The 12,625-nt window shown below is 69.0% G+C and carries 9 protein-coding genes; 6 read left to right on the top strand and 3 right to left on the bottom strand.

Annotation, left to right across the window (positions count from 1 at the left end; translation table 11 throughout):
• Positions 1 to 70 precede the first annotated feature (70 nt).
• Positions 71 to 1,018: a sugar kinase gene (locus tag M1L36_RS01995; protein WP_250872040.1), complete on the top strand. Its 948-nt coding sequence runs from the start codon at positions 71 to 73 to the stop codon at positions 1,016 to 1,018.
• 16 nt (positions 1,019 to 1,034) lie between these two features.
• Here M1L36_RS01995 and M1L36_RS01990 read toward each other — a convergent pair whose 3' ends face one another.
• Both M1L36_RS01990 and M1L36_RS01985 read right to left on the bottom strand, forming a co-directional pair.
• Positions 1,035 to 1,655, bottom strand: a complete 621-nt coding sequence (locus M1L36_RS01990) for a DUF7125 family protein (protein WP_250872039.1) — start codon at positions 1,653 to 1,655, stop codon at positions 1,035 to 1,037.
• Between the two features lie 141 nt (positions 1,656 to 1,796).
• A complete protein-coding gene (locus tag M1L36_RS01985; RefSeq protein ID WP_250872038.1) occupies positions 1,797 to 3,716 on the bottom strand; it encodes a beta-CASP ribonuclease aCPSF1 in 1,920 nt (639 codons plus the stop codon).
• 212 nt (positions 3,717 to 3,928) lie between these two features.
• Between M1L36_RS01985 and M1L36_RS01980 the strand changes: the two genes are divergently transcribed.
• The 3 genes from M1L36_RS01980 (at position 3,929) to M1L36_RS01970 (ending at position 5,523) form a co-directional block, all read left to right on the top strand.
• Positions 3,929 to 4,411, top strand: coding sequence for a DUF7984 family protein (locus M1L36_RS01980; protein WP_250872037.1), 483 nt, complete (start codon positions 3,929 to 3,931; stop codon positions 4,409 to 4,411).
• Between the two features lie 76 nt (positions 4,412 to 4,487).
• Positions 4,488 to 5,192, top strand: a complete 705-nt coding sequence (locus M1L36_RS01975) for an AzlC family ABC transporter permease (RefSeq protein WP_250872036.1) — start codon at positions 4,488 to 4,490, stop codon at positions 5,190 to 5,192.
• The gene (locus M1L36_RS01970) at positions 5,176 to 5,523 is read left to right on the top strand and encodes an AzlD domain-containing protein (RefSeq protein ID WP_250872035.1); all 348 of its coding nucleotides are present in this window, start codon (positions 5,176 to 5,178) and stop codon (positions 5,521 to 5,523) included. The genes M1L36_RS01975 and M1L36_RS01970 overlap by 17 nt, the downstream gene beginning before the upstream one ends.
• Before the next feature lie 124 nt (positions 5,524 to 5,647).
• On the opposite strand, the gene M1L36_RS01965 is transcribed toward M1L36_RS01970, so the two are convergent.
• Positions 5,648 to 6,079: an ester cyclase gene (locus M1L36_RS01965; RefSeq protein ID WP_250872034.1), complete on the bottom strand. Its 432-nt coding sequence runs from the start codon at positions 6,077 to 6,079 to the stop codon at positions 5,648 to 5,650.
• A 361-nt stretch (positions 6,080 to 6,440) separates the two neighbouring features.
• Between M1L36_RS01965 and proS the strand changes: the two genes are divergently transcribed.
• Together proS and gltB are read left to right on the top strand one after the other, a co-directional pair.
• A complete protein-coding gene (gene proS, locus M1L36_RS01960) occupies positions 6,441 to 7,907 on the top strand; it encodes a proline--tRNA ligase (protein WP_250872033.1) in 1,467 nt (488 codons plus the stop codon).
• A 126-nt stretch (positions 7,908 to 8,033) separates the two neighbouring features.
• On the top strand, positions 8,034 to 12,539 hold the full coding sequence (gltB, locus tag M1L36_RS01955; RefSeq protein WP_250872032.1) for a glutamate synthase large subunit: 4,506 nt from the start codon (positions 8,034 to 8,036) through the stop codon (positions 12,537 to 12,539).
• Positions 12,540 to 12,625: the final 86 nt, after the last annotated feature.

The raw sequence follows: 12,625 nt of genomic DNA, 5'->3' as shown, positions 1-12,625 counted from the left end.
GAACCGACCGGTCGCCCGCTGGTCGACCGACCACCGACCGCCAGCCGTCGCGCAGCCGTGGAGGCCGCCGATGGTAGACATCGCTACCTTCGGCGAGACGATGCTCCGTCTCAGCCCCCAGCACGGGAACCGCCTGGAGACCGCCCCACAGCTCTCGGTCCGAACGACCGGCTCGGAGAGCAACGTCGCCGTCGCCGCCTCGCGGCTCGGTCTCGACGCCGCCTGGCTGTCGGCGGTCCCCGACTCGCCGCTCGGGCGACGGGTCGTCGACGACCTGCGGACACACGGCGTCCGAACGGCGGTCTCGTGGACCGCCGACGGCCACCAGCCGACACAGTTCGTCGAGGAGGGCAACGCCCCGCGTGCACGGACCGTCCTGACCAACCGGGAGGGCGCGCCGATGGCGACCGTCCGTCCGGACGATCTGGACCTCACGCTGGTCGAAGACGCGGCACTGTTCTACACGAGCGGCGTCACGGCCGCACTGTCGGAGACGACGAGGGAGACGACCGCCACGGTGCTCGCGACGGCGGCGGAGGCGGAGACACGGACCGTCCTCGGCGTGACTCACCGACCGGAACTCCGGTCGGTCGAGGAGGCACGGGCAGACTACGAAGCGCTCGTCGAACACGTCGACGTGCTCGTCGTGACCGCGCGCGACGCCCAGGTCCTGTTCGACTACGACGGTGACGCCACCGAGGTCGCACACGGTGTGCGAAGCCAGTTCGACGTCGAGACGGTGCTGTTGCTCCGGGGCGACCAGGGGGCGCTCGTCTCGCATCGGAAGCAGATATACGAGCAGCCAGCGTTCGAGACGGCCCACAGCCGACCAGGAGGGAGCGACGACGCGTTCGTCGGGGGGTTCCTCACACGGTGGCTCGCCGACGAGGACGTCGGCGCGGCGCTGACGTACGGCGCAGCGACGGCGGCGCTGACGCGGAGTCTCCCGGGAGACCTCGGTATCGTCACTCCCGCCGAGGTCGAGGCGGTCGTGTCGGACTCCGACGACGGCCAGTAAGCGGTTCTTCGACGGGTCAGCCGATGTCGCGGCTGGTGTCGATCTCGACGATGTCCGTCAGTCGGAGGTTGACGGTCTCGGTCAGCGCGCGCCCGCGGCGGAACTTCGGCACCGAGAGCTTGTTCTCGATCTGTTCGCCACGCATCGACGTCGCGACCTGGAAGACGACGTCGGCCATGTACTCGGTCGTCTCGTGGGCCGCTCCGTCGGTCTGCCCCGGAGCGTTCAGCACCGCGACGCCCCCGGCGGCTTCGACGGCCGCACGGACCTCGTTGAGGATACCGACGTACGCCTCGCGGTCGCCGGCCTCCAACCGCGTCACTGGGTCGAGTACCAGCGTCCCGCCGTCGGGGAGCGACCCGACCGCCGCGACGACGTCGTCGACCGTGGCGTCGGCACCGATACGCCGTATCGTCACGTCGGCCGCCGCTCCGGGCACTGCGTCGAGTGTGCTCTGGACCGCCGCCTCGGTCCGGTCGAAGGTGAGGTACAGCGTCTCGCGGACCGTCGCCAGTTCGTAGAGGAGTAGTTCGGCCTGACTGGCGGGTCGCGACCGAAGTGCGACGACACTGCCGGGAGGCACACCGCCCCGAAGCTGTTCGTCGAGGAGACTGTTCCCGGTCGACAGATTGTCCATGGGAGAGTTGACAACCTAATGGAATATATCTGTAGTGGGTGGTTCGCCGGTCGGCGCTCGGGCTACCGGGGTGGAGACGGTCGACGCGAAGGAGCCAGGTCGGTGGGGGTCGGACGGAGACGACCCGGGAGCGGTGCCGGGCTATCGGAAGCGGAACGTCTCGAGGTTCTTCGGCGCGAACGTCCGCATGTTGAACTCGTGGTACAGCGCGCTGGAGAGGTCCTGCACCGAGGACTCGTCGCCGTGGACACACAACACCTTCTCGGGACGGGGGTTCATCGTCCGGACGAAGTTCATCAGCCCCTGGCGGTCGGCGTGGCCGGAGAACCCGTCGACCGTCTCGACGTCCATCTTCAACTGCAGCGTGTTCGAGCGCCCGCCGCGGCCGTTGATGGGAATCTCGTCCCAGCCGTTCTGGATACGACGGCCGAGCGTCCCCTGGGCCTGGTAGCCGACGAACACCATCCGGGACTTCTCGTCGGGACCGACGTGTTCGAGCCACGACATGATGGGGCCGCCGGTGACCATCCCGGAGGTCGAGAGGATGATACACTGGTCGCCGTCGGCGACGTCTTGGCGCTCCTCCTCGCCGCCGTCGATGTGGTTGAACTGCTCGGAGAGGAACGGGTTGGCGTCCTCGTGGAAGATGCGGTCGCGCAGGTCGTCGCGGAGGTACTCGGGGTAGGTGGTGTGGATGGCCGTCGCCTCCCAGATCATCCCGTCTAAGTGGACCGGCATCTCCGGTATCTTGCCCTTCCGCATCGCCTCTTCGAGGACGAGCATAATCTCCTGAGAGCGACCCACCGCGAAGGCGGGGATGACGACCTTCCCGCCCTTCTCGTAGGTCTCGTTGATGACCTCGACGAGTTTGCGCTCGGAGTCCTCCTGGTCGGTCTGGTAGTCGTTGCGCCCGCCGTACGTCGACTCCATGACGAGCGTCTCGACGCGGGGGAACTCGTTGACCGCGCCGTTGAACAGGCGGGTGTCGTCGTAGTGGATGTCGCCGGAGAACGCGACGTTGTAGAGACCGTCGCCGATGTGGAAGTGCGAGACGGCCGACCCGAGGATGTGGCCCGCGTTGTGGAAGGTGAGTTTGATGTCCGGAGCGATGTCGGTGACGTCGCCGTACTCCAGCGGGATTGTGTGCTTGATGGCCTCGCGGACCATCTCGGACTCGTACGGTGGCGCACGCCCCTCCTTGGCCGCGACGTCGAGGTAGTCGAGGGTGAGCAGACCCATCAGGTCCCGTGTCGGTTCGGTGCAGTAGATGGGACCGTCGTAGCCGTACTTGAACAGCAGCGGGATGAGCGCCGAGTGGTCGAGGTGGGCGTGGGTGAGGACCACGGCGTCGATGTTCTGTGCGCCCGCGCCGAGCGCCTCGGGCACCTGGAGGTACGGCACCTCGCCCTCCGCGCCGGGTTTGTCCCCACAGTCGATGAGGATGCGCGTCTCGGGCGTGTTGAGGACGAACGAAGCGCGCCCGACCTCTCGACAGCAGCCGAGCGTCGAGATACGGACCCACTCGTCGTCGGACATCTCCTTGCGGTGGATCTGCCGGCCGACGCGTTCGAGGATGTCGCGGCGGTCCTCGCGTTCCTGTTTGAGGAAGTTGCGGACGTTCGACACCGTCGAGGACTCGATGGGCGGCGTCCGGACGACTTCGGGCGTCCAGCCGACCTTCTGGGTTATCTCGCGGAGGGTCGAGCCGTGGCGACCGATGACCATGCCGGGTTTCTGGGCCTCGATGACCACCTCGCCGGTGTCGGCGTGGAAGTCGAGGTCCGTGACGCCCGCTTCCTCGGGGATGACGCTTCGAATCTCTTTCTCGGCGTCGGTGGGGCGCGAGAGGACGTCCGGGTCGGGGCGGACGGTGATGCGCTTTCGGAGGCGGCCCGCGAGGGTTCGGATGAGGTCACCGTTCTGCGCGAACTTCTTCGGGTCGCGCGTGTAGATGACCAGTTCCGGGCCCTCGTAACTGACGTCCGAGATGGAGATGTCGTCGGGTACCTCGTCGGCTATCTGTGCTTTCAGGTCGTCGAGTTGCTTCTCTACCGTGCTCATAGCTGGCGCAGACGGGCGGGGTTCCGTGACGCACGGCCGACAGGGCCCCCACCGAGTTCCGGGGGGTGGCCGGCGTCTGGATGAAGCAGTACGTCATGCTAGGGAGTCGTGACCGTGGGGACGGTCCGGAAAACCCGCGTTATCTGGGGGTATACCTGCACGATTATAAAAGCCTTCGCAAAGCCGACGTAGTTCCGTCGCCTGCGAGGGGTATGAACGTCACACCCGAGCGCGTTCGCGAGGAGTACGAGTTCGTCCGTGACCGACCGATAGCACCCCTCATCACCGAGGTTCGCGACGGGCTCGGAGAGCTGTTCGACACCGACGTCGCTCCCGTCTCGGCCGGTCAGTACCGCCGCGAGGTGGACGTCGTGTTCGCCGACGGCGACCGCGCGGTCAACGTCGCCGCGCTCGTCGCCATCCTGCGCGAGTTGGACGTCGCGGGCGACTACCCCGGGTTCGTCGTCGACGAGCAGTTGGGGCGCGCGCTCGCGGCGACCGTCGCCGGCGGTCAACCGCTGCGGACGCTCGCGGAGGCCACGTTCCACTACGCCGACGTCCACGTCCACGGCGACGAGACCGAGGGCGCTGGCCTCGACGACCTCGACGCCGCGCTCGCGGCGGGGTTCCAGACCCGCCTCCCCGGGTGGGAGTGGCGGGAGTCGGCGAGTCCGTTCGCGATTCACCCCGAGTGAAGCGCGCGCGACACGACGGGTCCGTGACCGTTGCGCGAACCGAACCGGGTTTCCGTCGCCGCCGCCCCGAGACACCATGGACCGTCGTGCCTCCGTCGTCGCCGGTATGCGTGACGTCGCCCCGTTCCTGTTGGGTGTCGTCCCGTTCGGTCTGGTCGCGGGGGCGGCCGTCGTCGCCGCCGGGTTGCCGCCCGAACTCGCCGTCGGGTTGTCGGTCGTCGTGTTCGCGGGCGCGTCGCAACTGGCGGCTATCGACCTGCTGCAGGCGGACGCCAACGCCGCCGTCGTCGTCCTCACCGTGCTGGTCATCAACCTGCGGATGATGATGTACTCGGCGTCGCTCGCGCCGTACCTCGACCGCCTCTCGCTGGCCGAGCGCGCCCCGGTCGCCTACCTCCTGACCGACCAGGCGTTCGCGCTCTCCGTCACTCGTTTCGAGACCGACGACGTCGTCCGGCGGTGGTACTACCTCGGCGTCGCGCTGTCGCTGTGGGTCGTCTGGCAGGTCTGTACCGTCGTCGGCGTGGTCGTCGGAGCCAGCGTCCCGGCGGGCATCCCGCTCGACTTCGCCGTCCCGCTGACGTTCCTCGCGTTGCTGGTCCCCGCGGTGAAGGGCCGGGCGTCGGGCACCGCGGCGCTCGTCGGCGGTGGCGTCGCGCTGGCGCTCACGACCGCCCCGTTCAACCTCGGCCTCGTCCTCGGCGCGCTGGCGGGTGTCGTCGCCGGCCTGCTCGCCGAGCGCGTCGTCGGGACCGACGCGGGAGGTGACGACCGTGCGTGAGGCGACGCTCTGGGCCATCGTGCTCGTCGCCGGCGTCGGCACGTTCGCCATCCGCTACTCGTTCCTGGCGGTGTTCGAGCGCGCCGGGAGCGTCCCACCCCGTCTCAGACAGGCACTCCGGTACGTCCCGCCGGCCGTCCTCGCCGCGCTCGTGTTCCCGGCGCTCGTCTTCGGTGGAGAGGGTGGTGCGGGCGCGGTGACGCCGCTGCGGACGGTCGCGGGACTGGTCGCCGCGGCCGTCGCGTGGCGCACCGAGTCGGTGCTGTGGACCATCCTCTCGGGGCTGGTCGCGCTGGTCGTCCTGGAGACGCTGGTCGGCGGCGCGGTCTGAGCCGCTCGGTCTCCTCGTCCGTCCGTTCGCCGTACTCGACGACGTGAACGCGCCGACGAGAAGGGAGGAAGGAGAGGGGGAGACGAGGAGAGAAGAGGGGAGGTGAGAAATCGGGGACGAACGGTCAGATTCGCAGGTGTGCAGGCGGGTCGACGACCTCCAGTTGTTCGAGGAGTCCGAGTCGGTTCTCCTCGAGCCACACCTCCGCTATCTTCCCGTCTTCGACGCGATACATCGCCATCCCCGTCCACTCGGCGGTCCGTCCGGTCGGTTCGATGTCCTCGAACTCGCCCGTGTGCGTCCCGCGGACCGTGTACCGGACGGTGACCGTGTCGTCCGCCGCGACCATCGCGTCGGTCTCCCCGGAGTAGTCCGGGAACGCCTCGAAGTGGGCGTCGAGGAAGCCGGTGATCTCGTCGGGACCGTGGAGTTCGTCGTGGATCCCGTGTTCGATGACGTCCGCCGCGAGGAGTTCCGAGAGACGGTCGTAGTCGCGGTCGTTGAACGCGTTCAGGTAGCTTCGGACGGTCTCTGTGGGTGCTTCTAGCGTTGGCATCGTCTCACCTCGTTCGCACTCCGTCCGGCTCGACAGCCCGACGGCTACGCTCGCCGGGAGTGCTCGGTCGTCCCGTGGCTGTCAGCAGAGTTAACAGTTAGCGTGGCTCGCGGAGACATACAGCGAGTGATGACGGCCCATCGAAGCACGTGACCTACCGACACACCACCGGAGGTGACTTGTCGCCCGCCGCGTTCGGTTCGAGTATGACCGACCGTCGCGCCCGTCTCGCCACCCGGCGAGCCCGCGTCGTGGTCGCACCCTCGCCGCTCCCGCCGGGTGGCTCCTGAGCCACCACTCCACTTCTCGACCCCCGACCGAAACGCACCGCGTTTAAGCGACCCGCAACTCACCAGCACGTATGAGCGACGAGACACAGGAACTCGGCATCACCGAGTCGAAGGAGCACAGCCCCGGCGAGTGGTACGCCGAAGTGGTACAGAAAGCCGGCCTCGCGGACTACGCCCCCATGGGCGGGTTCATCGTCACCCGTCCCCGCGGGTACGCCCTCTGGGAGGGCCTCCAGAACCACCTCGACGGGTGGTTCAAACAGACCGGCGTCCAGAACGCCTACTTCCCCATGCTCATCCCCGAGAGCTACCTCGAAGCCGAGAAGGACATCGTCGAGGGGTTCGACCCCGAGGTAGCGTGGGTCACCCACGGCGGTCACGAGGAACTCGAAGAGCGCCTCGCGGTCCGGCCCACCAGCGAGTCCATCATCACGCCGTTCATGAGCCAGTGGATCCGCAGCCACCGCGACCTGCCCATGCGCCTGAACCAGTGGTGTTCGGTCATCCGCTGGGAGGCGACGGACACGAAGCCGTTCTTCCGCACGAAGGAGTTCCTCTGGCAGGAGGGCCACACCGCTCACCGCGACCGGGAAGGCGCGTGGGACGAGACGATGACCCGCCTCGACCAGTACGAGCGCCTCTACGAGGACGTGCTGGCCATCGACGTGCTCACCGGGCGCAAGCCCGACCACGACAAGTTCCCCGGTGCTGACACCACGACGTCCGTCGAGGCGCTGATGCCCGACGGCAAGTCCGTCCAGGGCGGCACGTCCCACTACCTCGGCACCGGCTTCGCGGAGGCGTACGACGTCACCTACGCCGACGAGGACGAGGAGGAGCAGTTGGCCCACACCACCTCGTGGGGGACGTCGTGGCGCGCGCTCGGGGCGCTCATCATGAGCCACTCCGACGACCAGGGGCTCGTGTTGCCCCCCGCCATCGCCCCCGAGCAGGTCGTCATCGTCCCCATCTGGCAGGAGGACACCCGCGAGGAGGTCCTGGAGTACTGTGAGGGACTCCAGAGCGACCTCGAAGCGACCGGCCTGAGCGTGAACCTCGACGACCGCGACGAGCGCAACCCCGGCTTCAAGTTCAACGAGTGGGAGCTGAAGGGCATCCCCCTCCGCATCGAGGTCGGCCCCAACGAGGTCGACGACGAGGAGGTCACGATGGTCCACCGCCCCGACGGCGAGAACGTCGTCGCCGACCGCGCGGACCTCGTCTCGGCCGTCGAGGACGCGCTCGACACCGTCCACGCCAAACTGTTCGCCGCGAGCGAAGAACGCCTCGAAGAGGGTGTCCGCGAGGCCCACGGTCGCGCCGACATCCTCGGCACCATCGGCCAGCACGGCGGCTACGTCAAGACCGGCTGGTGTGGCGAGGAGTCCTGTGAGACGGAGATCAAAGACCAGATCGCCGCCGAGATCGTCGCCGTCCCCATGGAGGACGACGAAGAACACGAGACCCCCGTTCACGACACCTGCGGCGTCTGTGGCGAGGAGAGCGTGACGACGGCGTACTTCGCGAAGTCGTACTGAAGGGGCCGAATCACTACGGCGGCGCGGACCTTCACGAACCATCATCTTAAGGTCCTATTATCGCTTCCTCACGACTCGATACCTTCAGGGAGACCCTTTTGGGCATTCAGTGTCGGATGTTCGCATATGACTGGGAACCAACCGGACGTCGCGAGCGGCGGCGGTCTCGCCCCGCCCGACGACGACCGAGGGAGCTGTGGCGTCGGGGTCGTGATGGACCTCGACGGCGGGCGGTCACACGACGTCGTCGCGGACGCGATCGAACTCCTGTACAACCTCGAACACCGCGGCGCGACGGCCGACGAGACGGGCGACGGGGCGGGTATCATGCTCCAGACGCCCCACGGGTTCTTCGACGACGTCTTCGAGGGCCTGCCCGAGCGCTCGGCGGTCGGGACGCTGTTCCTCCCGCAGAGCGAGGAGCGCCGGCAGCGAGCGCGGTCGCTGTTCGAGGCGAGCGCCGCGGCAAACGACCTCGCGGTCGTCGGCTGGCGGGACGTCCCCACCGACAACGACGGCATCGGCGAGACCGCCCTCGACGCCGAGCCGTCGGTGGTACAGGTCGCCGTCGCCCCCCACGAGGGGACGCCCGCAGCCGACGACGACGCGACCTTCGACCGTCGTCTCTACGTCGCGCGCAACGCCTTCGAGTCGGCCGTCCGCGACGCCGGGATGGACGAGGAGCGCAACTACGTCTGCTCGCTCGACCGCCAGGTCGTCGTCTACAAGGGGATGCTCACCGCAGAGGGACTCCGGGAGTACTACCCCGACCTGCGCGACGAGCGCGTCGTCTCGAACTTCGCGATGGTCCACGCCCGGTTCTCGACGAACACGCTCGGCAAGTGGCACCTCGCCCACCCCCACCGCCGCATCATCCACAACGGCGAGTTCAACACGCTCCAGGGGAACGTCAACTGGATGCGGGCGCGGGAGGCGAACCTCGACCACCCCGACTTCTCCGCGGACGACTTCGACACCCTCCGGCCCATCGTCGACCCCACCGCCTCCGACACCGCCTGCATCGACGCCTCGCTCGAACTCCTGCTCGAAGGCGGCCGTGACCTCCCCCACGCCCTGCGGATGCTCGTCCCGGAGGCGTGGCGCGACGAGGCGACCGGCGTCACCGGCGCACGTCGCGAGTTCTACGACTACCACGCCTCGCTGATGGAGCCGTGGGACGGCCCCGCGTTCGTCGCCGCCACCGACGGCGAGCGCGTCGGGGCGGTGCTCGACCGCAACGGCCTGCGCCCGTGTCGCTACGACGTGTTGGAGGACGACACGCTCGTCCTCGCCAGCGAGGTGGGCGCGCTGGAGTACGACGCCAGCGAGGTGAAAGAGCGCGGGCGACTGTCCCCCGGGCAACTGTTCCTCGCGGACCCGAACGAGGGCCGGGTCGTCCCCGACGAGGAGGCGTTCGAGGGCCTCGTCGACGACCACTACGGCGAGTGGGTCGCCGAGGGACAGGTCCGGTTGGACGACCCCGAGACGGTGACGAGCCAGGACCCCGTCGAGGACCTGCGGGTCCACCAGACGCGCCACGGCTACAGCCACGACGAACTCGACGAACTGCTCGAACCGATGGCGACCGACGGGAAGGACCCCGTCGGCTCGATGGGCGACGACACGCCGCTCGTCGGTCTCGAAGGTTCGGACCGCCCGCTGGCGAGTCACTTCCGACAGGGGTTCGCGCAGGTCACCAACCCACCGCTCGACTACCTGCGTGAGGACCTCGTCACCTCGCTGGAGTGTCGCCTGGGTCACCAGCGCAACCTGCTGGCGGAGACGCCCGAACACGCCCGACAGGTCGTCCTCGACTCGCCCGCGATTTCGGACGCGGAGCTGTCGGAGCTGAAGGCGCTCGACGGCGACGTTCCGGTGACGACGCTCGACACCACGTTCGAGGCGGGGACGCCGATGGTCGACGCCATCGAGGACCTCCGCGAGCGCGCCCGCGTGGCGACCGCGGAGGCCGACGTCCTAGTGCTCTCGGACCGCGCCGTACGCGACGGTCGCCTCGCGATTCCCAGTCTGCTGGCGACCGCCGCGGTCCACCACCACCTCGTCCGGACGGGCGACCGCGAACTCGTCGGCCTCGTCGTCGAGGCGGGCGACGTCCGCACGGTCCACCAGTTCGCCACGCTCGTCGGCTACGGCGCGGGCGCAGTCTGTCCGTACCTCGCCGTCCAGACGGTCGAGGACCTCGTCGCCGGTCCGGACGGGGCCGACGAGGAAGACGCGGTCGAGGCGTACCACCACGCGCTCGAACACGGCCTGCTGAAGACGATGGCTCGCCTCGGCATCTCGACGGTCGAGAGCTACCGCGGCGCGCAGGCGTTCGAGGCCGTCGGCCTGGACGCCGACTTCGTCGCGGAGTACTTCGAGGGGACGCCCGCCCGAACCGGCGGGTTCGACCTCGACGCCGTCGAAGAGCAGGTCCGGTCTCGCGCCGACCTCGCGGCGAGCGACCCCGAACTCGAACGGCAGGGCGAGTTCGCCCACCGCAAGACGGGGATGCGCCACGACTGGAACCCCGAGACCGTCGGGACGCTCCAGCAGGCGGTCCGCAACGGCGACCCCGAGCAGTACGACGAGTTCGCCGCCATCTCGGACGGCGACGCCGAGCGCGGGACGCTCCGCGGTCGGCTGACGTTCGCCTCGGAGAACGACCCGATTCCCGTCGAGGAGGTCGAGTCGGTCGCGGACGTCGCCGAGCGGTTCTCCACCGCGGCGATGAGTCTGGGGAGTCTCTCCCCGGAGGCCCACGAGACCAACGCCATCGCGATGAACTGGCTCGGCGCGAAGTCCAACACCGGCGAGGGCGGCGAACCGCCCGAGCGGTTCGGCACGCCTCGCGAGTGTAACGTCAAGCAGGTCGCGTCCGGGCGCTTCGGCGTGACCGCGGCGTACCTCGCGAACGCCGAGGAGATACAGATAAAGATGGCTCAGGGGTCGAAGCCCGGCGAGGGGGGCCAGCTTCCGGGCTCGAAGGTCAACGAGTACATCGCGCACGTTCGGTGTTCGACGCCGGGCGTCGGTCTCATCTCGCCGCCACCGCTCCACGACATCTACTCCATCGAGGACCTGAAACAGCTCATCTTCGACCTGAAGGCCGTCAACCCGGAGGCGGACGTCAACGTCAAACTCGTCGCCGGGTCGGGCATCGGGACCATCGCCGCCGGCGTCGCCAAGGCCGGGGCGGACGCCATCCACATCTCCGGGCACTCCGGAGGGACGGGCGCGTCGCCGAAGACGAGCATCAAACACGCCGGTCTGCCGTGGGAACTCGGCGTCGCCGAGGCCAACCAGATGCTCCGCCACACCGGTCTGCGCGACCGGGTCCGTCTCGGGACCGACGGCGGTCTGAAGACCGGTCGGGACGTCGCCGTCGCCGCCGCACTCGGTGCGGAGGAGTACGTGTTCGGCACCGCCGCGCTCGTCACCGCTGGCTGCGTGATGGCCCGGAAGTGCCACGCCAACACCTGTCCGGTCGGCATCGCCACCCAACGCGAGGAACTGCGCGAGCGGTTCCCCGGCCGCCCCGAACACGTCCTCAACTACATGACGTTCATCGCGCAGGACCTCCGCGAACGGCTCGCAGAACTGGGCCTGCGGAGCGTCGACGAACTCGTCGGGCGCGTCGACCTGCTCTCCCAGCGCGAGGACCAGCAGGTCGACAACCGCGCGGCGCTCGACTGCTCGGCGCTGCTCGCCGAGTCGACGGGGCCGCGCCGCAAGACCCGCGAGCAGTTCACCGACGAGCGGTTCGACGACGCCCTGCTCGACGAGGTCGAACCCGCACTCGAACGGGGCGAACCGGTCGCACTGGCGGCGGACGTGGCGAACACGGACCGCGCCGTCGGGTCGACACTGTCGTACCACGTCGCGAAGCGCCACGGCCCCGAGGGGTTGCCGGACGACACCGTGGACGTCGACCTCCACGGCGTCGCCGGCCAGAGCTTCGGCGCGTTCCTCGCGGGCGGCCTCTCGCTGCACCTCACCGGCACGGCCAACGACTACGTCGGGAAGGGCCTCTCCGGTGGACGACTCGTGGTCGAGACGCCCGGCGACGCGGGGTACGACCCGACCGACAGCGTCGCCGTCGGCAACGTCGCGCTGTACGGCGCGACCGACGGCGCGTGCTACGTCAACGGCGTCGCCGGCGAACGGTTCGCCGTGCGGAACTCCGGAGCGACCGCGGTCGTCGAGGGTGTCGGCGACCACGGCTGTGAGTACATGACCGGCGGCGTCGTCGCCGTCCTCGGCGAAACGGGCCGGAACTTCGCCGCGGGGATGTCCGGCGGCTTGGCGTACGTCTACGACCCCGAGGGGACGTTCGAGGGCGGCCTCAACCCGGGACTCGTCACCACCGAGCGGTCGCTCGACGACCGGGACCGCGACCTGCTGCGTCGCCTCGTCGAGAACCACCGCGAGTACACCGACTCCGCCCGCGCCGCCGACCTGCTGGCGGACTGGGACGCCGCGCTCGACGCGTTCGTGAAGGTCGTTCCCGACCCGTACGCCGACGTGGTCGCGGAGAACGAGGAGTTCGACGTCCGCCGGGAACTGCCCGCGGCCGCGACCGCGAGGGGTGACGGCGAGGACCGCCAACCCCTCTACGGCGCGTCGGACTGAGCGGACCCCCACCGGACGGAGGTGCACACCCGCTCGGCCCCTCTCCTGCCGGCGTCACAACCGGTTTGCTCCTCGCCCGTGAGACG

The sequence above is a fragment of the Halomarina rubra genome (assembly GCF_023699475.1).
GTDB classification, from domain to species: domain Archaea; phylum Halobacteriota; class Halobacteria; order Halobacteriales; family Haloarculaceae; genus Halomarina; species Halomarina rubra.
This window is presented reverse-complemented; position numbering and strand designations above follow the sequence as displayed.

Excerpts from the sequence above, each read along its gene's own strand:
- M1L36_RS01990 (WP_250872039.1), bottom strand. The coding sequence starts at position 1,655 with ATGGACAATCTGTCGACCGGGAACAGTCTCCTCGACGAACAGCTTCGG.
- M1L36_RS01980 (WP_250872037.1), top strand. The coding sequence starts at position 3,929 with ATGAACGTCACACCCGAGCGCGTTCGCGAGGAGTACGAGTTCGTCCGT.
- gltB (WP_250872032.1), top strand. The coding sequence starts at position 8,034 with ATGACTGGGAACCAACCGGACGTCGCGAGCGGCGGCGGTCTCGCCCCG.
- M1L36_RS01995 (WP_250872040.1), top strand. The coding sequence starts at position 71 with ATGGTAGACATCGCTACCTTCGGCGAGACGATGCTCCGTCTCAGCCCC.
- proS (WP_250872033.1), top strand. The coding sequence starts at position 6,441 with ATGAGCGACGAGACACAGGAACTCGGCATCACCGAGTCGAAGGAGCAC.
- M1L36_RS01985 (WP_250872038.1), bottom strand. The coding sequence starts at position 3,716 with ATGAGCACGGTAGAGAAGCAACTCGACGACCTGAAAGCACAGATAGCC.
- M1L36_RS01975 (WP_250872036.1), top strand. The coding sequence starts at position 4,488 with ATGGACCGTCGTGCCTCCGTCGTCGCCGGTATGCGTGACGTCGCCCCG.
- M1L36_RS01965 (WP_250872034.1), bottom strand. The coding sequence starts at position 6,079 with ATGCCAACGCTAGAAGCACCCACAGAGACCGTCCGAAGCTACCTGAAC.